The 25,697-nt window shown below is 66.1% G+C and carries 26 protein-coding genes; 12 read left to right on the forward strand and 14 right to left on the reverse strand.

Annotation, left to right across the window (positions count from 1 at the left end; translation table 11 throughout):
• Positions 1–9: 9 nt before the first annotated feature.
• From bchL to hemA, 10 genes are read left to right on the forward strand one after another with little or no spacing between them, the layout of a single operon-like run.
• Complete coding sequence (gene bchL, locus R9J51_RS20165; RefSeq protein WP_179562834.1) at positions 10–930, forward strand: ferredoxin:protochlorophyllide reductase (ATP-dependent) iron-sulfur ATP-binding protein; 921 nt, start codon at positions 10–12, stop codon at positions 928–930.
• Complete coding sequence (gene bchM / locus R9J51_RS20170; RefSeq protein ID WP_168557320.1) at positions 930–1,631, forward strand: magnesium protoporphyrin IX methyltransferase; 702 nt, start codon at positions 930–932, stop codon at positions 1,629–1,631. The genes bchL and bchM overlap by 1 nt, the downstream gene beginning before the upstream one ends.
• Positions 1,631–3,079, forward strand: coding sequence for a BCD family MFS transporter (locus tag R9J51_RS20175; protein ID WP_179562832.1), 1,449 nt, complete (start codon positions 1,631–1,633; stop codon positions 3,077–3,079). The genes bchM and R9J51_RS20175 overlap by 1 nt, the downstream gene beginning before the upstream one ends.
• Positions 3,080–3,101: 22 nt before the next feature.
• A complete protein-coding gene (puhA, locus tag R9J51_RS20180) occupies positions 3,102–3,890 on the forward strand; it encodes a photosynthetic reaction center subunit H (RefSeq protein ID WP_179562830.1) in 789 nt (262 codons plus the stop codon).
• Positions 3,887–4,513 carry a photosynthetic complex putative assembly protein PuhB gene (gene puhB / locus R9J51_RS20185; protein WP_179562828.1) on the forward strand — a complete coding sequence of 209 codons (627 nt, stop codon included), beginning with the start codon at positions 3,887–3,889 and terminating at the stop codon, positions 4,511–4,513. The genes puhA and puhB overlap by 4 nt, the downstream gene beginning before the upstream one ends.
• Entirely contained in the window at positions 4,510–4,992 is a 483-nt protein-coding gene (gene puhC / locus R9J51_RS20190; protein WP_169475132.1) for a photosynthetic complex assembly protein PuhC, read from the forward strand. The genes puhB and puhC overlap by 4 nt, the downstream gene beginning before the upstream one ends.
• Positions 4,989–5,279, forward strand: coding sequence for a hypothetical protein (locus R9J51_RS20195; protein ID WP_179562826.1), 291 nt, complete (start codon positions 4,989–4,991; stop codon positions 5,277–5,279). The genes puhC and R9J51_RS20195 overlap by 4 nt, the downstream gene beginning before the upstream one ends.
• The gene (gene acsF, locus R9J51_RS20200) at positions 5,276–6,352 is read left to right on the forward strand and encodes a magnesium-protoporphyrin IX monomethyl ester (oxidative) cyclase (RefSeq protein ID WP_168557246.1); all 1,077 of its coding nucleotides are present in this window, start codon (positions 5,276–5,278) and stop codon (positions 6,350–6,352) included. The genes R9J51_RS20195 and acsF overlap by 4 nt, the downstream gene beginning before the upstream one ends.
• Entirely contained in the window at positions 6,346–7,158 is an 813-nt protein-coding gene (puhE, locus tag R9J51_RS20205) for a putative photosynthetic complex assembly protein PuhE (protein WP_179562813.1), read from the forward strand. The genes acsF and puhE overlap by 7 nt, the downstream gene beginning before the upstream one ends.
• A 33-nt stretch (positions 7,159–7,191) precedes the next feature.
• The gene (gene hemA, locus R9J51_RS20210) at positions 7,192–8,412 is read left to right on the forward strand and encodes a 5-aminolevulinate synthase (protein WP_179562811.1); all 1,221 of its coding nucleotides are present in this window, start codon (positions 7,192–7,194) and stop codon (positions 8,410–8,412) included.
• Positions 8,413–8,488: 76 nt separating this feature from the next.
• On the opposite strand, the gene R9J51_RS20215 is transcribed toward hemA, so the two are convergent.
• From R9J51_RS20215 to R9J51_RS20270, 12 genes are all read right to left on the reverse strand, one after another.
• The gene (locus R9J51_RS20215) at positions 8,489–9,019 is read right to left on the reverse strand and encodes a c-type cytochrome (RefSeq protein ID WP_169475135.1); all 531 of its coding nucleotides are present in this window, start codon (positions 9,017–9,019) and stop codon (positions 8,489–8,491) included.
• Positions 9,020–9,289: 270 nt separating this feature from the next.
• Positions 9,290–10,396, reverse strand: coding sequence for a photosynthetic reaction center cytochrome PufC (pufC, locus tag R9J51_RS20220; RefSeq protein ID WP_179562809.1), 1,107 nt, complete (start codon positions 10,394–10,396; stop codon positions 9,290–9,292).
• Entirely contained in the window at positions 10,393–11,367 is a 975-nt protein-coding gene (gene pufM, locus R9J51_RS20225; RefSeq protein ID WP_179563094.1) for a photosynthetic reaction center subunit M, read from the reverse strand. Before pufM ends, pufC begins: the two co-directional genes overlap by 4 nt.
• A gap of 14 nt (positions 11,368–11,381) precedes the next feature.
• A complete protein-coding gene (pufL, locus tag R9J51_RS20230; RefSeq protein WP_168557252.1) occupies positions 11,382–12,206 on the reverse strand; it encodes a photosynthetic reaction center subunit L in 825 nt (274 codons plus the stop codon).
• Positions 12,207–12,323: 117 nt separating this feature from the next.
• Entirely contained in the window at positions 12,324–12,509 is a 186-nt protein-coding gene (pufA, locus tag R9J51_RS20235; RefSeq protein ID WP_168557253.1) for a light-harvesting antenna LH1, alpha subunit, read from the reverse strand.
• A gap of 79 nt (positions 12,510–12,588) precedes the next feature.
• Positions 12,589–12,744, reverse strand: coding sequence for a light-harvesting antenna LH1, beta subunit (gene pufB, locus R9J51_RS20240; RefSeq protein ID WP_168557254.1), 156 nt, complete (start codon positions 12,742–12,744; stop codon positions 12,589–12,591).
• Positions 12,737–12,907 carry a hypothetical protein gene (locus R9J51_RS20245; RefSeq protein WP_179562807.1) on the reverse strand — a complete coding sequence of 57 codons (171 nt, stop codon included), beginning with the start codon at positions 12,905–12,907 and terminating at the stop codon, positions 12,737–12,739. The genes pufB and R9J51_RS20245 overlap by 8 nt, the downstream gene beginning before the upstream one ends.
• Positions 12,904–14,364: a chlorophyllide a reductase subunit Z gene (bchZ, locus tag R9J51_RS20250; protein WP_179562805.1), complete on the reverse strand. Its 1,461-nt coding sequence runs from the start codon at positions 14,362–14,364 to the stop codon at positions 12,904–12,906. Before bchZ ends, R9J51_RS20245 begins: the two co-directional genes overlap by 4 nt.
• Complete coding sequence (gene bchY, locus R9J51_RS20255) at positions 14,361–15,902, reverse strand: chlorophyllide a reductase subunit Y (protein WP_179562803.1); 1,542 nt, start codon at positions 15,900–15,902, stop codon at positions 14,361–14,363. Before bchY ends, bchZ begins: the two co-directional genes overlap by 4 nt.
• Positions 15,889–16,890: a chlorophyllide a reductase iron protein subunit X gene (locus R9J51_RS20260; RefSeq protein ID WP_179562801.1), complete on the reverse strand. Its 1,002-nt coding sequence runs from the start codon at positions 16,888–16,890 to the stop codon at positions 15,889–15,891. Before R9J51_RS20260 ends, bchY begins: the two co-directional genes overlap by 14 nt.
• Positions 16,887–17,864, reverse strand: coding sequence for a chlorophyll synthesis pathway protein BchC (bchC, locus tag R9J51_RS20265; RefSeq protein ID WP_179562799.1), 978 nt, complete (start codon positions 17,862–17,864; stop codon positions 16,887–16,889). The genes R9J51_RS20260 and bchC overlap by 4 nt, the downstream gene beginning before the upstream one ends.
• Positions 17,865–17,988: 124 nt before the next feature.
• Positions 17,989–19,107, reverse strand: a complete 1,119-nt coding sequence (locus R9J51_RS20270) for a methyltransferase (protein WP_179562797.1) — start codon at positions 19,105–19,107, stop codon at positions 17,989–17,991.
• Positions 19,108–19,210: 103 nt separating this feature from the next.
• On the opposite strand from R9J51_RS20270, the gene crtD reads away from it, so the two are divergent.
• Both crtD and R9J51_RS20280 read left to right on the forward strand, forming a co-directional pair.
• Positions 19,211–20,770 carry a 1-hydroxycarotenoid 3,4-desaturase CrtD gene (gene crtD / locus R9J51_RS20275; protein WP_179562795.1) on the forward strand — a complete coding sequence of 520 codons (1,560 nt, stop codon included), beginning with the start codon at positions 19,211–19,213 and terminating at the stop codon, positions 20,768–20,770.
• Between the two features lie 23 nt (positions 20,771–20,793).
• Complete coding sequence (locus tag R9J51_RS20280) at positions 20,794–21,609, forward strand: hydroxyneurosporene dehydrogenase (protein WP_432788057.1); 816 nt, start codon at positions 20,794–20,796, stop codon at positions 21,607–21,609.
• Between the two features lie 250 nt (positions 21,610–21,859).
• Here the strand turns inward: R9J51_RS20280 and R9J51_RS20285 are convergent, their stop codons facing one another.
• Entirely contained in the window at positions 21,860–23,326 is a 1,467-nt protein-coding gene (locus R9J51_RS20285) for a PepSY domain-containing protein (RefSeq protein ID WP_432788058.1), read from the reverse strand.
• The gene (locus tag R9J51_RS20290; protein WP_179562791.1) at positions 23,313–25,460 is read right to left on the reverse strand and encodes a TonB-dependent receptor; all 2,148 of its coding nucleotides are present in this window, start codon (positions 25,458–25,460) and stop codon (positions 23,313–23,315) included. The genes R9J51_RS20285 and R9J51_RS20290 overlap by 14 nt, the downstream gene beginning before the upstream one ends.
• Between the last annotated feature and the right edge of the window lie 237 nt (positions 25,461–25,697).

Raw genomic sequence — 25,697 nt, forward strand, 5'->3', positions numbered from 1 at the left:
GAAACCGGCATGACCCTGATCGACACCCCCACGCGCTTTCCCGCCAATCTTCTGGATAGAGAAGGCATTCTGGATGGCGAAGGCTCGGTGCAAGTGCGCCTCGACCCGCAGGACCGCATCGGCACGGCCAAGGTCTTTGCCATCTATGGCAAGGGCGGGATCGGCAAATCGACGACCTCGTCCAATCTCTCCGCCGCCTTTTCCAAGCTGGGGCACCGCGTGCTCCAGATCGGTTGCGATCCCAAGCACGATTCCACCTTCACCCTCACCAAGAAGCTGATGCCCACGGTGATCGACGTGCTCGAACAGGTGGAATTCCATGCCGAGGAACTGCGCCCCGAAGACTATATGTTCGAAGGCTATAACGGCGTCATGTGCGTGGAGGCCGGCGGCCCCCCGGCGGGCACCGGCTGCGGTGGCTATGTCGTGGGGCAGACGGTCAAGCTGCTCAAGCAACACCACCTGCTCGACGATACCGACGTGGTGATTTTCGACGTGCTGGGCGATGTGGTCTGCGGCGGCTTTGCCGCGCCGCTCCAGCATGCCGAACGCGCGCTGGTAGTGGCGGCCAACGATTTCGATTCGATCTTTGCCATGAACCGCATCGTCGCGGCGATCGGCGCCAAGGCGAAGAACTACAACGTGCGCCTCGCCGGCGTCATCGCCAACCGCTCAGCCGCCACGGACGAGATCGACCGCTTCAGCCAGGCCATCGGCATGCGCCGCCTCGCCCATTTCCGTGATCTCGATGCGATCCGGCGCAGCCGGCTCAAGAAATGCACGCTGTTCGAAATGGAGCCGTCGCCCGAAGTCCTGGCCGCGCAGCAGGAATACCTGCGCCTGGCGCAGATGCTGTGGGACGGCGTCGATCCGATCGCAGCGGCACCGATGAAAGACCGCGATATCTTCGATTTCCTGGGGTTCGAATGATGAGCACGCACCCGCTTTCCCCTTACGAGCTGCAACGCGAACGCCTTGCGCAGTATTTCGACGGCAGCGCCCGTAAGGCCTGGATCGACCTGACCTCCAACGCCAAGGTCAGCGGCATCCGCGCCACGGTGCGCGCCGGGCGCGATGCCATGCGCGCGCAATTGCTCGGCTGGCTGCCGCAAGACCTGCGGCGCTGCACCGTGCTCGATGCCGGCTGCGGCACCGGCAGCCTGAGTGTCGAGGCCGCCTGGCGCGGCGCGGCGGTGACGGCGGTGGATGTCGCGGGCGGGCTGGTGGACATCGCGCGCCAGCGCGCGCCCGGCTTCCTCGGCCATGGCCGCATCGATTGGCACGTGGGGGATATGCTCGATCCGCCCGGCGCTCCGTTCGACCATGTCGTGGCGATGGATTCGCTGATCCATTACCCGCTCGATGACATGGTCTGGGCGGTGGAGCGGCTTGCCGCGCGCTGCACCCGCTCGCTGCTCTTCACGTTTGCCCCGCACACCCGCCTTTTGGGGGCGATGCATGCGGTGGGCCAGGCCTTCCCGCGCGCCAACCGCTCGCCCGCGATCCAGCCAATTCCGCCCGCTGCGCTGCGCGCCCGGCTCGATGCGCTCGATGGCTGGCAGGTGGGCCGAACGGGCCGCATTTCCAGCGGGTTCTACATTTCCCAGGCTCTGGAACTGGTGCGCCGCTGATGGCCGTGCGCGCGCCTCGGTTCAGCCCCCTGGCCAGCCGATGGAGCCGGGTGGCGATGACCTGGCTGCCGTTTGCCGACGCGGCCAGTGTCGACATTCCCCTTTCGCGCCTGCTGCGCCTGTCGCTGTTCCAGGTCAGCGTGGGGATGATGACAGTGCTGCTCAACGGCACGCTCAACCGCGTGCTCATCGTGGAACTGGGCATTCCGGCCTGGCTGGTCTCGCTGATGATCGCCATTCCGCTGCTTGTCGCACCGTTTCGCGCTCTGATCGGGCATCGGTCCGATGTGCATCGCTCGGTGCTGGGCTGGCGCCGCGTGCCGTTCATCTGGTTCGGCACGCTGATGCAGTTCGGCGGCCTGGCGATCATGCCCTTTGCACTGTTGCTGATGCGCGATCCGCACCTGTTTGCCGTGGGGCTTGGCGCCAGCGCGCTGGCGTTCCTGCTGGCCGGCACGGGCATGCACACCACGCAAACCGCCGGCCTTGCCCTGGTGGGCGATCTCCTGCCCGACGATCGGCGCGCCCGCGCGGTGGCCTTGCTCTATCTCTCGCTGTTGGCGGGCATGATGGTCTGCTCCACCATCCTGGGCGGGCTGCTCAACCATTTCACCCCCACCCGGCTGGTGCAGGTGATCCAGGCCTGCGCCGTGCTGACGTTCGTGCTCAACGTCGTCGCCCTGTGGAAGCAGGAGGCGCGCAGCGCCGCGATCGCCTCCGCGCAAACGCCGCGCCCGCCCTTTGCGCAAGTCTGGCGCCAGTTCGCCGCCGATCCGCTGACCATGCGCCTCCTCGCCACGGTGGGCCTGGGCGCCGCCGCCTTTGCCATGCAGGATCCGCTGCTCGAACCTTATGGCGGCGAAGTGCTGCACCTTTCCGTGGGGGCCACCACCAGCCTTTCGGGCGCGTGGGCGCTGGGCGCGCTGGCCGGCTTTGGCTTTTCCGCGCGGTGGCTGGGCCATGGCACCGATGCCTTGCGCCTGGCCGGCTATGGCGTGGTGCTGGGCATTGCCGCCTTCCTGCTGGTGATCTTTGCTGCTCCGCTGGAAAGCCCGGTCACGCTGGGACTGGGCGCGCTGGCGATCGGCGCGGGGGCGGGTCTGTTCTCGGTCGGTACGCTCACCGCCGCCATGGGCCAGGCCGGCAGCGATACCGCAGGCCTGGCGCTGGGCGCATGGGGCGCGGTGCAGACCACGGCAGCGGGCCTGGCCATCGCCTTTGGCGGGATCGCGCGCGATCTCGTGTCCACCTTCGCCGTGGCCGATGGCCTGGGCCTTACCCTGGCGCACCATGCCACCGGTTATGGCGTGATCTACGCCATCGAGATCTGCCTGCTGCTGGCCACGCTGGTGCTGATGGGGCCGCTCGTCGGGCGGCTGTCGGGATCGCCGGCATCGCTTTCCGCCGCCGGGGCACACCGCTTCGGCCTTACCGAGTTCCCGACATGACCGGACGAGAAGGATAACGCCCATGAGACACGGCTATATCGTCGGCACTGTGGATGCCGCGCAGCTGGCGCTGATCGCATTCGTGCTCTTCTTCATCGCCCTGGTGTTCTGGTTGCGACGCGAAGACCGGCGCGAGGGCTATCCGCTGGAAGATGCGCTGACCGGCCGGGTCGACAGCAATGGTGGGCCGCTCTCTACCGCCAGCGTCAAGACTTTCGTCTTGCCCTTCGGCATGGGCACGGTGGTCGTGCCGCTGCCCGCCAGCGACAATCGCGAACCGGTGGATATCCGGGCAGAGCGGCGCGAAAACTTTGGCGGGGCGCCCTATTCGCCGATCGGCGATGTCTTTGCCGCCGGCGTCGGGCCGGGCGCCTATGCCAATCGTGCGCGCTTTGCCGATCGCGATGCCCATGGCCTGCCACGGATCGTGCCGATCGGCGCCGTGCCGCAGATCAGCGTGGCCAGCGCCAGCACCGATCCGCGCGGGCTGCCCGTCTATGGCGCCGACGGCGCCCGCGCCGGCACCGTGGCTGACTTGTGGGTCGATCGCGCGGAGCACGTGATCCGCTATCTGGCGGTCGATACCGGCCATGTGGAAGGAGGCGGGCGCACCGTGCTGGCGCCGATGGCCATGGCGGTGGTGCGCCGCGAAGGTGTCATCATCAGCGCGATCAACGCCGCAGACTTTGCCAATGCGCCTTTCCCCGAAAATCCCGGCGAGATCACCCGCTACGAGGAAGAGCGCGTCGTCGCTTACTTCGGCACCGGCTATCTCTATGCCAATGCCGATCGGCTGGAGCCACTGCTGTGATCGAATATGATTTTGAACCGGTGCGCGGGCTGCCGGGCACCCTGCCTCCGGGCGAATGGATCGTGTGGCAAGCCTCGCCCGATTGGCCTGCGTTCCGGCGCAGCGCGCTCCACGCGCGGTGGCTGGCGCTTTATTTCGCGGTGCTGGTCATCGCCGCGCTGGGCAGCGGCAATGCCGTTGGCGCGGCCGCGATTGCCGGGGCCGGGGTGATCCTGCAGGGGTTGCTCACGCTCTTTGCCTGGGCGGTGGCGCGCACCACGGTCTACACCCTCACCAACAAGCGGCTGGTCCTGCGCATCGGCGTGGCGCTGAACAAGTGCGTGAACCTGCCCCTGGCGCAGATCGCCGCCGCCGATCTGCGCAGCCATGGCGGCATGGCGGGCGATATCGCCCTCGCGCTCAAGGGGCCGCACCGCCTGGGCTATGCCATGCTCTGGCCGCACGCCCGCCCGTGGCACCTCTCGTGCCCGCAGCCGATGCTGCGCGCGCTGGTCGATGCGCCGCGCCTGGCCCAGGCCCTGGCGCAGGCCTGCGCGGCCGCCGCCCCGGCCGGCGTGGTCCGTGCCCCGGCGCCCACGCCCGACGCCGCCCCCGGCCCCGCCCTGCATGGAGCCGCCGCATGAGCCACGCCCATTCCCATGAAAACACCGTTCCCCGCCCGGCCCTGGTGCTGGCCGGCGCACTGGTGGCGATCACGCTGGCGCTGACCACCCTGGTGCGCGTGGGCGTGCTCGATCGCGAGGCGGTGCCGGCGGTGGAACGGGCCAAGGCCGGGGTTGGCGCGGTTGAAGTGCGCCACCTTACTTTTGCCGATCGCGCCGATGGCGCGGTGGTGGTGCGCGATACCGATAGCGACCAGGCGCTGGCCGTACTGGTGGGCGAAAACGATGGCGGTGGCTTCGTGCGCGGGGTGATGCGCGGCATGGCGCGCGAGCGGCGGATGAACGGCGTTGGCCCGGCCCGGCCGTTCGAATTGACGCAATGGGCCAATGGCGCGCTCACGCTGCGCGACCCCGCCACCGGCCGCGCGATCGAGCTGGGCTCGTTCGGGGCGACCAACCGCGCCGCCTTTGCCCGCTTTCTGAAAGGCAGCGCGGCATGATCCGCCCTCGCGCCCTGACCGTGCCCTGCCGTATCGCGGTTGAACAAAGCGCCGCGCATTTTCACGCCCATGTCGAACTGGCGGGCAACCTGGCCATGGCGCCGGGCGACCGGGTCTGCGTCCTTGGCGATCCGGTTCGCGTGTCGTTTGGCGAAAATGCCGTGTTCGAGCGTATGGCAACCGTGGAGCGCGCCGGCCCGGTGCGCCGCGCGTGGACACGGCTGGTGGCCTACCTTGGCCTGACCGAGCTTTACGAAGTGAGCTTTACCCCTGGGAGCCTGAGATGAACGCGCACACCCCTGTTCAGCCTGCCCCGGCCGCCACAGCCGACGTGCACGCGATGGTCAGCCACGAAACCGTGCTGAGCCCGCGTTTCTACACCACCGATTTCAAGGCGCTGGACGCGATCGACGTATCCCCCGTGCGCCAGGAATGGGACGCCCTGATTGCCGAAATGGCCAGCGACCCCAACAAGCGCCACTTCAAGCGCGAGCAGGATTTTGCCGGCATCATCGCCGCGCTCGAACCGGCCTTGCGGGCCGAGTTCATCGATTTCCTGGTCAGCTCGCTCACCTCGGAATTTTCCGGCTGCATCCTCTATGCCGAAATGGCGCGGCGCACGACCAACCCCGACATGAAGATGCTGTTCAAGCTGCTGGCGCGCGATGAAAGCCGCCACGCTGGCTTCATCAACGAAGCCTTGAAGGACGAAGGCATCGGCATCGACTTGAGCTTCCTGACCAAGGCCAAGAAATACCACTATTTCAAGCCGAAGTTCATCTTCTATTCGGTCTACCTGTCTGAAAAGATTGGCTATGCCCGCTATATCACGATCTATCGCCAGCTCGCCGCGCGGCCGGAATTGCGCTTTCACCCGATCTTCGCGTGGTTCGAAAACTGGTGCAACGACGAGTTCCGCCATGGCGAGGCGTTCGCCCTGCTGCTGCGCGCCGATCCTGCGCTGCTGCGCGGGGCCAACACGCTGTGGGTGCGCTTCTTCCTGCTCGCCGTCTATGCCACGATGTACGTGCGCGATCACGCCCGGCCGGCATTCCACCAGGCCCTGGGCCTTGATCCCACCGATTACGATTATCGCGTGTTCACGATCTGCTCGCAGATCGCCCGCCAGGTCTTCCCGGTAGAGCTGGACACCGACGATCCGCGCTTCCGCCGCGCCATGGCGCGCCTGCTGGTGGCCAGCAACCGCCTTGCCGCGGGCAAGGCGCGGGGCGGGCTGGCCGGGGCCTGGCTGCGCGCCACCGGGGCCCTGGGTGCCGGGGCCAACTTTGCCCGCATGTACCTGCTGCGCCCGCGCCGCAATGCCCTGCCCGCCACGGTGCGGCTGCAACCGGCATGGTAAGCCTGGGCGCGATCAGTTTTACCGGCCATGTCCTGCCGGTGCTGGCCACGGTCCTGGTCTGGTTCCTGGCCACCGGGCTGGTGGCCTGGCTGGACAACCGTGCGCGCCACACGTTCGCGCGCAGCCTGCTCCTTGCCGGCGTGGCGGCGATCGGCGGCATCGCGATCATCGCCGCCACGATGCATTCGGCCACGTTGTGGGGTGTCTATGCCTCGCTTGCCGGCGCAATCCTGGTCTGGGCCTGGCACGAAATCAGCTTCCTCACCGGCGTGATCACCGGCCCGCGGCGTGAAGCCTGCCCGCCCGGCGCGCGGGGGTGGCAGCGCTTCACCCATGCCGTGGCGGTGGTCGCCTGGCACGAAGTGGCCCTGGCACTCAGCGCCGCCGGGTTGATCTGGATGAGCCAGGGCGCACCCAACCAGGTTGGCGCCATGGCCTTTGCCCTGCTGCTCGCCATGCGATTGAGCACCAAGATCGCGATTTTCCTTGGCGTTCCCAACATGAGCGCGGATATCCTGCCCCAGCATCTGGCTTACCTGAAAAGCTATTTCGGCAAACCGCGGCTGGGCCCCGAACTCTATGCCGCGATCGCCGCCTGCCTTGCGCTTGCGGCATGGCTGGCCACCATTGCCCTTGCCGCCCCGGCCGGCAGTGCCGATGCCGCCGGCGCCAGCCTGCTCTTCGCGCTCGCCGCGCTGGGCGCGCTCGAACACCTCTTCCTGGCCCTGCCGTTGCGGGATGGGGCCTTGTGGGGCTGGGCCCTGCCGGTCCGAACGCCGGCAACCCGCCGCCATCCCGCCAATTGAACAAGCAAGACAAGCACGAGAGGACCGATCACGATGGATTTCGAAACCTACTTCATGGGGGAACTGGAGTCGGTCCGCGAGGAAGGCCGCTATCGCATCTTTACCGAGATCGAGCGCCACTGTGGCCAATTCCCCCATGCCACCCGTTATGTCGACGAGCAGACCCACCCGATCACGGTGTGGTGCTCCAACGATTACCTGGGCATGGGGCAGCATGCGGCCGTGCTCGATGCGATGCACACCGTGCTGGATGAATGCGGCGCGGGCGCGGGCGGCACGCGCAACATTTCCGGCACAAACCATCACCACGTCATGCTGGAACGCGAACTGGCAGACCTGCACGGCAAGGAAGCCGCGCTGCTGTTCACCAGCGGCTATGTCTCCAACTGGGCGGGCCTGGGCACGCTGGCCGCGAAAATCCCTGGCTGCGTGGTCTTTTCCGATGCGCTCAACCACGCCTCGATGATCGAGGGGATCCGCCACTCCCGCGCCAAGTGCCACATCTGGCGCCACAACGATGCCGCGCACCTCGATCAACTGCTGGCGCAATACGGGCCCGACGTGCCCAAGCTGGTGGCGTTCGAAAGCGTCTATTCGATGGATGGCGATATCGCGCCGATCGCCGATATCCTTGATGTGTGCGACGCGCACGGCGCGATGACCTATATCGACGAAGTGCACGCGGTGGGCCTTTATGGCCCGCGCGGCGGCGGCGTGGCCGAACGCGAAGGGCTGATGGACCGCATCACGGTGATCGAAGGCACGCTGGGCAAGGCCTTTGGTGTCATGGGGGGCTATATCGCCGCCTCGGCCGCGCTGTGCGATTTCGTGCGCACCTTTTCCAGCGGCTTCATCTTCACCACCGCCCTGCCGCCGGCGCTGGCCGCCGGCGCCACCGCCAGCATCCGCCATCTCAAGACCAGCCAGATCGAGCGCGCACGCCACAAGGAACGCGTCGCCAATGTGCGCCGCCGGCTCGATGCCATGGGCATTCCGCACCTGCCCAATCCCAGCCACATCATTCCGGTGATGGTGGGCGATGCCAAGAAGTGCAAGCGGATCAGCGACTGGCTGATGGACAACCACGGCATCTATGTGCAGCCGATCAATTATCCCACCGTGCCGCGCGGCACCGAACGCCTGCGCATCACGCCCTCGCCGGTGCACAGCGATGCCGACATCGAACGCCTGATCGAGGCATTGAGCGACATCTGGTCGCAGTGCGAGCTGGCCCGGCGCTCCGCCGCGGCCTGAACAACAGCCAAAAAAGGGGGCCGCGAACCATATTGGTCGCGGCCCCCTTTTTCGTGGCCTTCCGGCAAGCGGTGCGTCAGGTCGGGTTCTTGAGATAGGCGATCACGTCGGCGCGGTCCTGCGCCTTGGGCAGGCCGGCGAACGTCATCTTGGTGCCGGGCACCACGCGCTGCGGCTTTTCCAGATACTGGAACAGCTTTTCGGCGGTCCAGGTGATGCCGCTGTTCTTGTTGGCATTGGAATAGGCAAACCCGGCGATCTGCCCGGCCTTGCGGCCCACCACGCCCGCCAGCGACGGGCCGATCATGTTCTTGCCCGGTTCGGCCGAATGGCAGGCCTGGCATTGGGTGAAGATCGCCTTGCCATGGACCGCATCGCCCGTCAGCGATGCCAGCGTGGTCCCGTCCAGCGTATCGGTCGAATCCGCGGTCGGCGCCGCGGTGCTGGTTGCCGCAGCAGGGGTCATTGCGGCAGCCGCCGCCGTGGTCGTTTCGCTGGCGGCAGGTGCCTGTTCTGCCGCGGATTTGTCGGAACTGCTCCCGCCGCCGCACGCTGCAAGCAGCAAGGTGGCGGAACCCAGCACAAGATAGTGGATCTTGGATTTCATCTGCATCCTCCATTATTTTTTGAGGGTGCGCGTCACGCAGGACGGCAGAAAAATAGAACAAGTCCTATAGTGCCACGCAATACGGCCGTTAGGGCGGTCAACCGATCTTCGCTTGCATGCGGCCGTGGGTGCCGAAAGGGCTCTGTTTGCCGCACTTTCCTGTGACTTCCCTGGCGCGAAAACGATTTGTGGCACCAGCGGTTCCTTGCGCCGTCTTGCGGGGCCGATGGCGGACCGCTCAGGGCGGATGCAGCAGGCTCGCCATCGCCATCAGCCCGCCGGGTTGGCCCGTGCCGGCGCGGCCGAGGCAACCGGTTGTGCCGGCGGCGGCGCCAGCAGCGGGCGGGGCAGCGTGGCCGGTACGGTGTTGGGCCCGGGCGCGCCCCACAGCGCGTGATAATCACGGGCCATGGGATAGCCGCCCAGCGGCTTGTTCTTGCCCTGGTGGCACGTGGCGCAGCTCACCTTGAGCGGATCGCCCATCGGCCCCTTGCGATAGGCCGGAAACACGTTGGCGAGCGAGCCGATATATTGCCCGTTGGTCTCGCGCACCATGCGGATGCCATACCAGGCCTTGGCGCGCTTGGGCGTGCTGATCGGCCAGGTGCCAAACGACTGGGCATTGTGGCAGAACGTGCAGTTCACCCCCAGGGCCTTGGAAACGTGGACCATCACGGCATAGGAATTTTCGGTCTGCATTACGCTGGTCTTGTCGGCCGGCGAAGGATGCGCGCTGGTCGATTGCACGCGAATGTTCTGGTCGCGCTTGGGATCGCCGGTCAGATAGAGCGCCAGCGAGGCTTGCGGCAGCGCAGAAAAGCCCGTCGCGTCGATCGGATTGTCCTGGCCGTGGCGATTGCCGATGATGCCGTTGGGACCTTGTGGCGGCAGCGCCCAGTTATAGGCCGGCACCGCCTGCCCGCGATGGCAGGTATAGCACGTCACGCCGGTCTGTCCCACGTGCGCGCCCCAGTTGTGGTTGATGTTGCGCGTCATCTGCAGCATGCGCCGGGCGACAACCTTGGTGTAGAGTTCGTCAGAGGCCATGTTGTTGGGATTGTGGCAATAGTTGCAGCCCTCCTTGGGCGCCACCCAGGCCGTGATCGCGGCCATGGTATAGCTCAGCTGCTCGGCGGATTCATCGCCCAGGACTTGCAGGTTCTGGAACGATTCCCGGGCGCGGGGCCCGTCGTTGGACGGCGGATCATAGGGCGGCGGTGGCACCTCGTCCTTGGCCATGGCCACTTTCTTGACCGTGACCTGGTCCATGCCCGTGCCGCGATAGCCGTTCTGGCCGGAAACCTTGTGCGCCAGTTCGCAGCCCCCCAGGGAAAGCGCGGCCAGCGTTGCCAGCGCAAATGCGGTGATCCGTCTCATTTCCCGGCGCTCCCCAAGGTGGCGGGGTCGATCACCCCGGTTGCGGGATAGTTGGGGGCATAGCCGTGCTGCTGTGCCCACAGATACCAGTTGTCCACCACCGTGCCGGTCAGCAGGATGCCGATGCCGCCGGTCAGCGTGGTCAGCACCGCAAACCACCACGCCCAGCGGTGGATCGATTCCATCGTGGCGTTGAACCCCATGGTCCAGCGCCAGAACAGCGCGGCGCGTTCCGATGCCGTGCCCCGGTCGGTGATCTGCTCGATCTCGCGCTCCCCGCCATAGCGGCCCACGGCCAGGATCGTGGCGCCATGCATGGCAAACAGCAGCGTCGAACCGTAAAGGAACGCGATCGAGAAGCAGTGGAACGGGTTGTAGAACAAGTTGCCGTAGCGGATCGAAAAGGCCGCCGTCCAATCCAGGTGCGGAAAGATGCCGAACGGCACGCTTTCGGCCCAGCTGCCCATGAAGAACGGGCGGATGAAGCCCAGCACCAGGAACAGCCAGATCGCGCTGAGGAATGCCCAGGCCACGTGGGTGCCCATGCCCAGCGCCCTTGCGCGGGTATAGGTTCGCACCCACCACAGCAGCACCGACGTGGTCAGGCAGAACCCGGCCATGATCCACCAGCCCCCCTTGGCCAGCGGCACGAAGGGGGTAAAGCCATATTCCGGCCCCGGCGGTTCCAGCGAGAGCCAAGGCAGCAGGCGCACGAACTGGATCGGATTCCAATGCACCGACGCCAGCATGTTGAGCCCGATGATCTCGAACGCGGTAAAGCCGAAGATCAGCGAAAGCAGCCCGGTCCAGCCCAGGTAGATCGGCCCGATCTGTGCCTGGCCGATCAGGCCAAGCACGTGGACGAAGCCACCCTGGCCGATCCGCGCCTCGCTGCCGGGCGGCAGGGCCACGCCCATCTCGGGCTGCCCACGCAACTGCACTTGGGTGAAGATGTTCTGATAGGTCGCCATCGCACGGTGCTCCTTCACGACCAGATCGGCAGGTTGAGCCACCAGGTCCACCACTCGGGCCACCCGCGGGTCCACAGCGGGCCGCTGATGACGATGCACACCGCGCTCCAGAACCCGGCGTTGAGCGCCAGCAACAGGCCCACGCGATGGATGCCCAGGGTGCCGACGGAATAGCCGATCAGATCGCGGAAGAAGGTGTCTTCGTATTCGGGCGTCTTCACTTCGCCACCGTTCGGCGGGTTCACCGCCGAAAGCACCAGGGCGCCATGCAGCGCCAGTGCAAGCGTGGTGGTGAAGAAGAACGACACCGCCAGCATGTGCGCCGGGTTATAGTGGAAGTGGAGGTACTGGTATCCCGTGTTGGACACCCAGTCGAGGTGGCTGAAAATGCCATAGGGAAAGCCCCAATGCCACGCGCCCAGCAGGACCGGGCGGATCACCACCAGGGTAAAATAGGCAAAGATCGCCATGCCGAAGGCCACCGGCACATGATAGCCCATGCCCAGCTTGCGGCAGATTTCCACTTCGCGCAGCGCCCATGACACGAATGACACCAGCGCGCAGACCGTGATGATCTGCCAGAAGCCGCCCTCCTTCAGCGGCGCCAGCGCCAGGCCATATTTCAGGTCGGGCGGCGCCACCGAGATCAGCCACGGGTTCCACGTCGGGCCCTGGCTGGCGGCATAGAAAATCAGCGCCGTGCCCAACGAGGCGAAGATCGCCGTCACCACGCCGAAAAAGCCGACGTAGAACGGGCCCACCCAGAAATCGAACAGGTCGCCACCGATCAAGGTGCCGCCGCGCACGCGATATTTTCGTTCGAAACTCAGGAGTGCCATGGCCATCCCCTTCCCCGCCTGGATGCGGCGGCGTTTGTTATCGGTTGCCCCCTTGTCGATCGGCCGGGCCCTTGAGGCGGCGGTCGGGACAGCCGCCGCCTCTCGCACGGGCTTTCGTCAGCTTGCCGGCTTCGCGGCTGCGGCGGCATGCGCGGCGCCCTGCGCCGAGTTGGGGCCGTCGAGCCAGTTGTAGGTATCGGTGCTGAGCAGGATGAAGTGAATGATCAGCGCCAGCACGAGCAGGAAAGCAAACAGGGCAACCAGTGTCCTGCGCGGGTCGAAAATCAGCCAAAGTCTCCACATGGGTTTTATCCTTGTGCAAGATTGTTGGCCCCCGCCCCATCAAGCCGTGATGGCCCGAGGTCGCGAGGGAAACGCGCGTTCAGAGCCAGGGCTTCCACATCCAGACAAGGACATGTGCAACCACGGCCACGGCGGTGAAGCCAAGGAAGCTGCTCATGAACAGCTTGTGGAATTCCTTTGCTTCTTCGGGCGTTAGATATGTTCTCAGCCCAAAGCGATCGTCACGATCACTCATAGCCCAATCTCCTTTCGTTGGTGGTGTGCGAGAGGCGGAAGACCTCTTCGGTATCCTCGCGAACCTGCGGGGCGATCCGCCGCGCTTCGATGGTGCCGCGAGAATGGCAAGGCCGGGTTGCCCAAAGCCGGGCAGCGGGGCGATCGGGGTCGGCGCGGGTCATGCGACCTGTGCCTCAAGCAGGGCATCGGCCAGGCGATCGGCGCTGACGCGGTCTTCACCGCACCGGCGCGCGGCGCGCTCTGCCGCATCGCGCAGCCGCTTGGCGGCTGAAATGCGGATCAGCACCGGTTGAGCCGAAACCACATCGTCAAGCCGCGCCTTGGCATCTTCGTCCCACGGCAATTCGCGCCAGGCCGCGTCGCCGGCTACGCGCGCAAGCGTGGGCTCCACCTTGTCCATCTCGGTGGCCAGCGGCAGGATGTGGAACAGCGCGTCGAACAGCGCATTGCACACTTCCTGCACCAGATAGGTCGCCCCGGCATAGCCCATGAACGGCGTGCCGGTGTGGCGGCGGATGGCAGCGCCGGGGAAACTCGCCGGGATATAGATCCCGCGCCCGCCACGCTCGGCGTTGTACATGCGCTCGTTATAACTGCCCAGCAACACCAGCGGCGGATTGGCATGGATCGCGGCGCGCACGTCCTCGTTGCGCGGCTTCACCCCTGGCTCGCGCGCAAAGGCAAAGTTGCACGGCAGGCCCATGTCCTGTTCCAGGAAGTGCCGGATGCCACGCGCATAAGTGCCGTTGGCCACGATGCCGAAGCTGGCCGTGGCAAAGAAATCCTGCGTCACCGAGCGCCACAAGTCCCACAAGGGCTTGATCGTGGTGTGCTTTTCGCGGGTGATGAAGGGTTCTGCGTCCAGCCCCAGTTCCGCCGCTAGCGCGCGCAGGAACCGCGTCGTGCTGTCCAGCCCGATCGGCGCCTGGAAATAGGGCCGCTCTAGCACTTCGCACAAGTTGCGCCCGAATTCGCGATAGAGGCAGACATTGGCCTGCGCATCGGCCAGCTTGCGGATATCGGCCAGGTGGCAGCCGAGCGGAAACACCAGGTTGACCTCCGCCCCGATCCCCTCGATCAGGCGGCGCACTTCGTGCAGGTCGCTGGCCATGTTGAACATGCCATAAGACGGGCCGATGATATTCACGCGCGGCTTTTCGCCCGGCTTCACCGGGCGCGCCGCCGGCACGGTCTTCGGCCCGAATTCCGACCACAGCCAGCTCAGCGCGCGGTCCGCGCTCTGCCACTGGTCCTCGTCGATGGTGCGCGGCAGGAAGCGCTTGATATTGGTGCCCTGCGGCGTCACCCCGCCGCCGATCATTTCGGCAATGGAGCCGGTCACGACCACGGCAGGCAAATCCGGGTCCAGCGTGGCCCAGGCCCGCTTCATCGCCCCTTCGGTGCCGGTCTTGCCCAGCTCCTCCTCGCCCAGGCCGGTCACGACGATGGGCAATTCGTGCGGCGGCAAGCCGTCGGTATAATGCAGCACCGATGTGACCGGCAGGTTTTCGCAGCCCACCGGCCCGTCGATGATCACCTGCAGCCCCTTGGCCGCGGCAAAGACATAGACCGCGCCCCAATAGCCGCCGGCCCGGTCGTGATCGAGCACCAGCGTCATGATCCCACCGCCTCGGCCGCCTTGCGCGCGGCTTCATTGAGCGCGGCATATTTCTTCTTGAACTGCGGCCGATCCTGCGGCGTGTCTTCCCACACGCCTGCACCCGGTCCAGTGCCCACGCCGTCAAAAAACGCGCGCATCGCGTCGAAACGCGGCTTGTTGGCCATCGCCGCATTGATCACTTGCGCCAGGCTGCCCGCGCCGGCCATGCCCATCAGCGGCCGCGCCGAAATCAGGTTGGTAAAATAGAGCGCCGGAATCGCCCGCTGCTTGGCATATTGCACCACCGGCGTGGTGCCGATCGCCAGGTCCGGGGCAAATTCCTCGACCGCGGCAATGTCCTGCTCCAGGCTGGCGCGGAACTGCACACGCACGCCGCGCGCTTCCAGCCAGGCGCGGTCTGCCGCCCCGGCCACGGTGGCGGGGCAGGCCGTGCCGACATAAGGCACATCGGCGCCGCTTTCGATCAAGAGCCGCGCCACCAGCAGTTCCGATCCTTCATAGCCGGTCACGGTGATCCGCCCGTTGATCGGATTGGCCGCCAGCGCGCCACCGATCGCGGGCAGGAAGCGGTCCTTGGCATTGTCGATCAGGCGCTGCGCCACGCCGCAGGCCGCGCCGATGGCATCGAGCCAGGCCGCCGTGCCTTCCACGCCCACGGGTGCCGACCCGACGATGGGCCGCCCGGCATGTTCGAATTCGCGCATGCTGGCGCTGTAGAACGGATGGATCGCACCCACTGCGGCGCAATCGAGCGCGGCATAAAGCTCGCGCCATTCGCGCGTCGGCACCACCGGCCCCGCCGCCAGGCCCAGCGGCTCCAGCAGCATGCCGATGCCAACCGGATCGGCCGGAAACATCTCGCCCAGCAGCGTCACCGTGGGCCGGTCCGCCTTCACGCGCGGCGCGGCCACCGGCCCGGCCTCGGCCTCGGCGCGGGCATAGGCCAGCATCGCACCGGCCAGCACGTCCTTGGCCTCGGCATGGGTGGGAATGCCGAAACCGGGCACGTCGATGCCGATGATGCGCACCCCGTTGATCTGCTTTTTCAGCAGGCGCAGCGGCACCCCGCTGGCCGTGGGCACGCACAGGTTGGTGACCACGATGGCGTCATAGAGCGCCGGATCGGCCAGCCCTTCCACCGCTTCCTTGATGTCCTCGAACAGCTTGCCGGTCACCAGCGTTTCGGAGTTGAACGGCACATAGCCCACCGTCCGCCGCGCGCCGTAAAAGTGCGACGTGAACGTCAGGCCATAGACGCAGCAGGCCGAGCCGGAGAGCACCGTGGCGGTGCGGCGCATGCGCAGCCCCACGCGCAGCGAGCCGAATGCCGGGCACATGCTTTGCGGCTGGTCGTGCGGGCCGACGGGATAATCGGCGGCATAGCGCGCCAGCAATTCGCTGCCCTGCGCCTTGTCCGTCGCCGCGCGCAACACGCCCGCATCGGCATGGCAGCCCCCGCCTTCGGCCGGCGGACCAAGCGCGATCCGGTCTGGCTGGCGCTCCAGCACGGGCGCGGGCGCGTCACGCTTCGTCATAGATCACCTCGAGCGAGGGCTTCTGGACGAAGGCGCCGCCGCGCATGTCGGCCTGGGTGGCCGGCACCAGCACCACGCCCCCGCCCACGTCCTCGGGCGAGAACAGGCCAAGCAGGCCATCCTGGTCGAGCGGGCGCGGCTGCCGCGCCGGCGCTGCGGCCACGTTGCGCGCAAGGTCTTCGAACAGGCTGCCCCATTGCCCGCCGGGCCGGCCGATGATCTGGTAATTGGCGGACTTGCGGCGGATGTCCTCGTCCGCCGGAATGGCGCAGAGCACCGGAATATCCACCGTGCGGGCAAAAGCCGCGGCTTCGCCGGTGCCATCGTCCTTGTTCACGATCATGCCGGCAACGCCCACGTTGCCGCCCATCTTGCGGAAGTATTCCACCGCCTTGCAGACGTTGTTGGCCACATAGAGCGATTGCAGGTCGTTGGAGCCGACCACGATCACTTTCTGGCACATGTCCCGCGCAATCGGCAGGCCGAACCCGCCGCAGACCACGTCGCCCAGGAAATCGAGCAGCACGTAGTCGAACCCCCAATCGTGGAAGCCCAGCTTTTCCAGCAGCTCGAACCCATGGATGATGCCGCGCCCGCCACAGCCGCGGCCCACTTCCGGCCCGCCCAGCTCCATCGCGAAAACCCCGTCGCGCTGGAAGCACACGTCCTCGATCCGCACCTCTTCGCCCGCCAGCTTCTTGGCGGCAGAGGTTTCGATAATCGTCGGGCAACTGCGCCCGCCAAACAGCAGGCTGGTGGTGTCGGACTTGGGATCGCAGCCGATCAGCAGCACGCGCTTGCCTTGCTGCGCCATCATGTAGCTCAGGTTCGACAGGGCAAAGCTCTTGCCCGATCCACCCTTGCCATAGATTGCGATCACCTGGGTCTGCTTGGTCGCTTCGCCCATATGGGGCAGGTCAGGTTCGATCGCAGCTTCGGCGCGCAGCATGGCGCCGTGCGGGGCGTTGGCAGTGTTCAGCAAGGTCATGCGCAAGCGCTCCAATCGAGAACCGTCTTGAGGCAGTCGGTGGCCAGGAAAGTTTCGGGGTAGGCATCCTGCGCCTCGTGCGCGGGGCGCATGTGGCTGATCACGCCAGCCAGGCTGCACGCCCCCCGCTCGACCAGCGCGCGCGTCGCCTCCAGGTCTTCGCTCCGCCACTCTGCCGCAATGCGAAAGCGCGTCTCGCGCATGAAGGCGGGGGCAAAGGCAAAGCTCGGGCGGTTGGCATAGAACCCGGCCATCACGATTTCGCCGCCGTGGCGCAGCCGCGGGATCAGCAGGTCCAGGCAATCGGCATTGCCGCTGGCATCATAGATCGTGCCATAGTCGTGCCGGTCGTCGTCCTTGGGCGCGATCACGCGATAGCCGGTATCGCCCGTGCGCCGCAGCGGATTGCGCTCCCACACCGTCGGCGCGGGCGCACCCTGCGCGATCGCCAGCCGCGCGAGCAAGCGGCCCAGCGCGCCATGCCCGATGATCAGATCGGGCGCCGCTCCGCCGTTGAGCGCGTGAAGCGCGGTTGCGGCCAGGGCAAAGAGCACGCCATCGGCGCCCAGCGTTTCGGCCACCGGAAAGGCGCGCGCCGACGGCACGATCAGGGCTTGCGCGGTTCCACCGAACAAGGCGCGCGCATCGGCATAGCAGGCCGCGCCGGGCACGAAGACCCAGTCACCGATCCGCCCCTGGGCGTCGGCCCCGGCGTCCACGATACGGCCCAGCGATTCATAGCCCGGCACCAGGGGATAGCCCATTCCGGGAAAGGCCGGCATTTCGCCCGACCACAAGAGCTTCTCGGTGCCGGTGCTGATGCCGCTCCACCGCACGTCGACCAGCACGTCGCCAGGGCCGAGCGGCGCCGGCGAAGCGCCCGCCGCAGGCCCCGCTCCGGCCGAGCCGGTCAACGTCAGCTTGCGCAGCGCGATGCACCTGGGTGCCTCGAGTATGACGGCCAGCGCATCCATGCCCCGGTCCTTCTCCCATCGGTCTGTTCGACCCCGGCGCAACACCCAAAGGCGGATGTGGTCCGGCAAGAATCAACATACGCCAACGCGGTCAAACGTCAATTACAGTTGACGCTTTATTTTGTCATCTAAACGCGACAATCAGGCTGGACACGACCGGGTAATCCGTCGCCTGGCGCCGCCAGCGGGAAAACCCGGCGTTTTTCAGCATCGCGCCATATTCGCAGGCAGAGCGCGGGCGGCCGGCATTCATCGCCCAAAGGTAGAGCCCGAAATAGGCCTCGCCCATCGCGGCGGCCCCCGCCGTCGCTGCCATCGGCTCTGCCACCACGAGTCGCCCACCGGGCGGCAGGGCACGGTGCACGGCGCGCAACAGCGCCGCACAAGCGGCATCGTCATGATCGTGCAGCACCCGCACCAGCGTGATGCAATCATACCCCGCGGGCAGCGGATCGCGGAAGAAATCGCCCACGTGCAACGCAATGCGCCGGTCCACTTGCGCCCCGGCGATCACCGGCGGCAGGTCAAGCACCCCCACATCCACCCGCGGGCAGGCGCGCGCCACCGCGTTGGCAAAGGCGCCGTGCCCACCCCCCACATCGAGCACCCGGCGATGCCGCGCAAAGCGATAGGCCCCCAGCGCCTGGCTGGCGACCATGGCTTGCGAGGTGGCCATCAACGCGGAATAGGCCGCAGCCTCGGGCGCAGGGGCGTTGCCCGCATAGTGCCAGAACGCGGAAAGCGCAGTGGGCGCAGCACGATCGGCCCGCAGCAGGGCCACCGGATCGGCCAGATCGGCATAAAGCAGGGCGTGATGCCGAACCATCGCGATCGCACCCGGATTGGCCTGCAGCGCCGCCCCCTGCGGCCCAAGCAGCCACCATCCCGGCGCCACTTCCTCGGCCAGGTCGAGCGCGGCCGCCGCGCGCACAAGGCGCAGCGCGGCCGCTTGCGAAAGGCCGCTGGCCTTCATCACACCGGGCAGATCGCAGGGGCCCCGGCGCAACAGGTCGAGCAGCCCGACCTGCACCGCCGCTGCCAGAACCTGCGAATAGCAAAAGCCCGCCACCAGATCGAATGCCTGCACCGCGCGCCGCCGCGCCACCCAGGACAGCAGCGGCAGACGCGCCGCCCACAACTGGAAATGCGGGCTGGCCAAGACCGCGTTGCGCCACGCTACCCACCGCCCCTTCCAGCGCATGAGCCATGGCAAGGCTTGAAAGCCTTCAATGGTGGTAGACATCAGCATATGTCTATCTTGTTTGACACATATGCGGTAAAGTTCAATTGCGAACACGCAGGCTCGATTCCTTTTCCAACGCATTCATGCAGACGGGGGCACGCAGATGGCGGCACGTGTTGCGATCATCGGCGCCGGGATCGGCGGCCTGGCGGCAGCGGCGCTGCTCGCGGCGCGGGGCCACGCCGTGACCGTGATCGAGAAAGCCGCCCATCCGGGGGGCAAGGCGCGGCAGATCGCGGTAGACGGCGTGGCCGTGGATGCCGGGCCAACCGTGTTCACCCTGCGCGACGTGTTCGACGAGATTTTCCACGAATGCGGGGCAAGCCTTGCCGATCACGTGACGATCCGGCGCGCGCAAGTGCTGGCCCGCCACGCCTGGGACGAGACCCGCCAGCTCGATCTTCATGCCGATCCGGCGCGCAGCGAAGAGGCGATCGGTGATTTCGCCGGGGCCGGCGCGGCCGCCGGGTTTCGCGCGTTTCGGGCAGAGGCGGCGCGCATCCACGGCATTCTCGATGCCACGATGTTGCGCGGCAGCAAGCTCGCCTGGCCGCCATCGCTGATGTGGCGCATCGGCCTTTGGCGCTTGGGCGATCTGCTGGCGATCCGCCCTTATGAAAGCCTGTGGGCCGTGTTGGGGCAGCACTTTACCGATCCCCGCCTGCGCCAGCTTTTCGCGCGCTATGCCACCTATTGCGGCTCTTCCCCCTTTGCCACGCCGGCCACGCTGATGCTGATCGCGCATGTCGAGTCGCTTGGCGTCTGGCTGATCGATGGCGGGATGAGCGCGCTGGCCCAGGCGCTGATGAACCTGGCCAAGGCACATGGCGCGCAGTTCCGCTTCGGCACCGGCGCGGCAATGCTGGAAACCGCGCTCGGCAGGGCATCAGGCGTGGTCCTGGCCAACGGCGATCACGTGGCCGCAGATGCCGTGATTGCCAATGCCGATCCCGAAGCGCTGGCAGCGGGCCGCCTGGGCCCGGTGGCGGCCATGGCAGTCAGCAGCCACGGGGTGCGCAAGCGCTCGCTATCGGCGATGGTCTGGCTCGCCCATGCGCGCAGCAGCGGCAGCTTTCCGTTGCAACGCCACAACGTCCTGTTCTCGCCCGATTACCCGCGCGAATTCCGCGATATCGCCGGGGGCCGCCCACCCGCCGATCCCAGCGTCTATGTCTGCGCGCAGGATCGCGACGGCGCCGTGGCCAACGATGGCGGCCGCGAACGGCTGCAGATCATCGTCAACGCGCCCGCCAATGGCGACAGCCACGTCTATACCGAAAAGGAGAGGGACCAATGCACGTTGGCCATGAGCCGGGCGCTGCAGCGCTGCGGGCTGGAACTGGAAGTGGATTTTCCCCGCGTGCTGCTGACGCCGAACGCGTTCGAGACCTTTTCGCCCTCGACCGGCGGAGCGATCTATGGACGGGCCTCGCACGGCTGGGCGGCCTCCTTCCTGCGCCAGGGCACGCGGACGCGGATCCCTGGGCTTTATTGCGCGGGTGGAAGCACCCACCCGGGGGCCGGGGTGCCGATGGCCGCCTTGTCGGGACGGCTGGCAGCCCAGGTGGTGATGCAAGACCTCGCTTCGATGCGGCGGTTCCACCCGGTGGCTACGGCTGGTGGTATGTCGACGCGATCAGCGCCTGCGGGCGCCACGGGCTGACCATCATCGCCTTCATCGGCAGCGTGTTTTCGCCCTATTACAAGAAAAGCGGCCGGGCCGATCCGCTCGATCACTGCGCGCTCAACGTCGCGCTCTATGGTCCCGGCGCGCGCTGGACGATGACGGAGCGCGCGCGCGGCGCCGTGCGGCGCGATGCCGATACGCTTCAGATCGGGCCCAGCAGCGTGCACTGGACCGGCAATGCCCTGGAAATCGAGATCGAGGAAATGGACAAGCGCGTGGGCGTGCCCTGGCAACGCCGCGTCGCCGGCCGCATCCGGGTCATTCCCGAAACCATGAATGCCACGGCCTTTGCGCTCGATCCGCAAGGCTTGCACCGCTGGCACTGCCTGGCCCCGCGCGCGCGGATCGAAGTGACGATGCAGGCGCCCGCGCTGTCGTGGCAGGGCAGCGCCTATCTCGATTCCAACTTCGGCGCAGAGGCGCTGGAACAAGGCTTTCGCGTGTGGCACTGGTCCCGCGCGCACAGCCGGAAAGGCGCTTTCGTCATGTACGAAGGCATTCGTCAGAGCGGCCGCCCCTTCGCCAGCGCCCTGCGCTTCGCCGCCGACGGCACCCCGCACGAGGAAGACGTGCTCCCCCCCGTCGCCCCCCTGCCCAACACCCTGTGGCAAATGGAACGCAAGACCCGCGCCGACCGCGGCCTGGCCAGCGTGGCCCGCACCTGGGAAGACGCCCCCTTCTACGCCCGCTCCACCCTGCGCTCCACCCTCTACGGCGAACCGGTCGTCTCGGTGCAGGAAAGCCTCGACATGGCCCGCTTCGCCTCGCCCGTGGTGCAATTCATGCTGCCGTACCGGATTCCGCGGGTGGGGTGATGGGGGTGTCGGAGGTTAGGACATTGCTGCTGCTCGCAATCTGCTCGTTGAAGGGCAGAATTCGGCAAGAGCGGACGTTTATCTAGGTCGTGAACTTATAAATGCCGACCCCGACCTGCACGCTGCTGCTCCAGCATCGGCCAGGGCCCATCGCGATTGAGGCATGCCTATGGAGCTGTCGCTAAAAGTCTAGGCGGCGAGGACAAATTCCACAACGCCACGGTTGCGCTGTGCAATTTGTCCACGCCGCCTAGCGATTCAAGCGCCGCCAGCCGATCACGACGCCACTTACCGCGATTAGCAGGCCTGCGAGCGATGTCAGCCAAAGCACTGCGTCCCAGGCGGGCCGCGCTTGGGTCAAGCCGTTCAGATCCCATTTGTGCAGGAGGTCGAAAGCCCAGCGATAGAGGCGGCGCCGGGTGTCGGTATCGCCGACGATCGCACCACTCGCCGGATCGATATAGACCCAGCTTCGCGCCGGATCGTCAAAGCGGATGCGCAGGACGGGGAGCAGCGGCAGTCCGTCGGTTTCGTACCAATAGGCATCTGGTGCTACGAGGCGATCAACAGCGATGATATGGCCCGCAGGGACAAGCTGCGCAGCGCGCTGCTCGATGGTGGCGCGATCAGTTTGCCATGGCGTGAGCGTCTTGCCACTGAGGAAGCTTGCCTGTTGCGGGCCGCGCTCGACCAGTACCTGCGGCCTGCCAAGGCTCCAGCGGATGCGCACCAGCTTCGCCCCCGTCGCAGACCGTCCCAGCGCATCAGCGGCAAGTGTCAGCGGTTTGTCGGCTCCCGCATAGCTGATCTGGGAAGCGAGACTGAGGCCTGGGCTCGCGAAGAGCCGGCCTGGGTCGACCGACAGCCACCCGCTGAAAATCCAGGTTGTGAGGAAGACCCCGCCAACGAGCCCTGAAACATGGTGCCATTTCATCCAGCCGCGATAGGGTGTGAAGCGCCCTGCGCTGTAGCGGCGGCGTCCCGTGCGCAACCGCAGTATCCCGATCCAAATTCCGGTAATCGCACCGATGATGCAGGGGCCCGACACCCACATGACGACTTGCCGCCAGACCAGATTGTACTGCCGCAGCACCGTTGGATAGATCCAGTGCGGAACGGATCCGATCCAGTTCCAGAAACGCTCCATCCCGTTGGTGTCGAGCACCACCTCACCGGTCCGCGACGAGACGTACAGCACCCTGCCGCCCTCGCCCGCGAGTTCGGCCTTCCAGAGCGGTCGGTGGCGGTCGAAGCTGCCCGCAACGGTCCACTGGTCGCGTTCGAGAGCTGTGATCAGGCGAACTGGAGCATGCCCGAAATCACCGGCGATTCGGCGCGCAGACGCTCCGTCGGTTTGAGCCAGAACATTGCCCGAGACGGCAGAGATCGCCACCGGAGCGGCATCCCACGGCTCGATCTGCCATACCGGCGCGCGATCGCGCATTTCCAGAGTCAGGTTGCGCACCGGCCTGCCGCCTGCAACCCGTCGCGCTTCTTCGGGCGTCACACGCACTGCTGCCCAATCGATCGGCGCGAGACCGGCCAGCCGCTCGGCCTTGCCGAGCGACGGGAACGGAACGTAGATCATCACCAGGCCGGAAACGAGCCATATCGTGAAGAGCATACAAGTGACGATGCCGATCCAGCGGTGAGCCAGAAAAAGCCACCGCTTGAGATGATGACCGAGCCTGCCGCCAGACATGTCAGAGGCGGACACGAACCGTGAGATCGAGCGAGCGCGGACGGCCGAGGATCCATTGTTCGTCATTGTAGGTGGTCGTCGCATAATCCTTGTCGAAGAGATTATAGAACCTGAGGTCAACAGCGACTTTGCTAGTCACGGCATAGCTCAGTCCGCCGTCTACAACCGCATAGGCGGGCACCCGGAAGCTGTTGGCGTTGTCGGAATAGGTGCGGCCGACATAGCGAAGACCGGCCCGTACCTGCACCTGTTTGGCCGCATCCCAACGCAGCCATACATTGGCCGATTGTTCCGGGACGCCGGGCGGCGTCTTGCCGGTGTAGATGCTCGTGCCGCTGACGAAATCGTCAAAACGCGCGTCGAGTATGGTGCCATTCGCATCGATGCCGAAGCCCAGCGGCAAATCGAGCGAGACAGAAGCTTCGATACCCTTCGACGAGCGCTGGCCCACCTGTTCGATCGGGCTGGTCGCCGTCCGCTGCGACAACAGGCCCTTCTTGGCGATGCGATAGGCAGCGATCGAGGCCGTCCCCCGCCCATCGAGGAAGCTGGCCTTGACGCCGATTTCGACCTGATTGCCGGTCGCATTGCTGAACCCGGTCTGCGAACCCGAATACGTGGTGAGTGTGCCGAGCGGATCGGTGCCCGTCGAATACTGCCCATAGAGCGACACTGTCGCGGTCGGCTGGTAAACCGCGCCGGCCCGCCAGGTCGTGTTGCGCAGCGTCTTGGTGAAGAGCCGCGCGCTGATTGCGCCGGCAGGGTCGATGTTCTGGCGATAGACCCGGTCGTGCTCGTCGCGGATACCGGCAACGATCGAAAGCTGGTCGCTGAGGCGCAACCGGTCCTCGGCGAAGAAGCTGTATTCGGTGGTGCGCGTGCGGTACCGCGGGGCGATACCCTGTGTATCGAAGAACAACCCCGGATCGAATGTCCGCGGGTCGACAAAATCCTCCTGAAGGTCCGAACCAAAATCGTTCGAATAGGTCAGGTTGATCCTGTTGACGTCGAACCCGACCACGAGGTCGTTGCGGATAGCTCCGAAAGAGCCGTTCCACTTGACGCTGCCCTGGTTACCGATCTGCGATTGGTCGTGAAAGATGCCGAGATTGTCGGTGCGGTAGATCGTGCCCGGGGTGCCGGAGGTGCCATTATAGCCATTGGGACAATCGCCGCTGGCACCGATCCAGCAATAGCTCTCGAGATTCTTGAACAGGCGCTTGCTGGTCAGCCAATACGCTGTGTTGGAAATGCTGATGGCTGCGGCAGGCGCCCACTCTGCGGTCAGGATCACACGGTTATCGCGGTAGTGCAGCTTGGCGTCGGCGACGTTGTAGTTGCGGCGACGGATGCTCCTGTCGAGCTTGCCGTCGATCAGCGGCGTGCCGAAATACTCGGTTGGCCGCTGGTTCGCATAATCGTCACGCAGCGTGAGCGAGAAAGAGTCGGACGGCGCAAAACGCAGCGCTGCCGAAAGGGCATAGCTGCTGGAGTCCCCGCGATCGACATAGCCGTCAGATTGCCGGTAACTGCCATCGATGCGGTAGGACAGCCTGTCACCGATTGGCCCTCCCGAGCCAGCCGCAACATGCCAGCTGTTCTGCGCACCATAGCTGGCTTCGCCGTTGACCTCGGTCCTGGCGGTGTTCGGCTTCTTGGTGATCACATTGGCCGCGCCGCCGAGCGCGCCTTGCCCGTAGAGCACAGACGACGGACCGTTGAGCACTTCGACCCTTTCCACGTTGAACGGATCTGCCGGAAAGGTGATCGTGCCGGCAACCGGAAAGAGCCGAACGCCGTCGTAGAGTTGCAGGACCGAACCTTGTCCACTGAAGCCTCGCGCAACCAGCGCGGTCCCGCCATTGCCGGGGTTTGCCGAGGAAGTGATCCCAGGCGCACGGGTAACCGCATCGACGATTGTCAGATCGCCTCGAGCGCGCAGTTCGTCGCCGTCGATGATCGAGATGGTGGCGGGGGTTTCCAGCGGGGTCAGACCAAGGCGGCTGCCGGTGGGAGCCGGTGCCGTGAGAGCGGCCAGCGGCCTGCCGACCACAAGAATGTCGTTGTTTTGAGGATCGTCTTCCTCAGCCGCGCGCGCTTCCGCCACAACCAATATTGCCGTCATCGACCACCCGGCCAATGCCAGCATCCGCGCCGTGCATTTCATTCCACCCCCCCCAATAATCTGTATCACGTGTTGCTTAGGGGTGCGCCGTGCAGCGGCCAGTTATGTACCGTAATAGGGCCGACAGTCACAGGTTACAGCGTCGTTACAAGATGTTGCGGAACCACGCAGTCCCGATTTGCGTAGCCGGGCAAGGAAACTCCTGCATAGCCCGCAACTTGTCCCAGATCGGCCCCATGTATTCAGGGCTGGACGCGCTGG

It is taken from the genome of Novosphingobium rhizosphaerae, from assembly GCF_050920675.1.
In the GTDB taxonomy this organism is placed as follows: Bacteria; Pseudomonadota; Alphaproteobacteria; order Sphingomonadales; family Sphingomonadaceae; genus Novosphingobium; species Novosphingobium rhizosphaerae.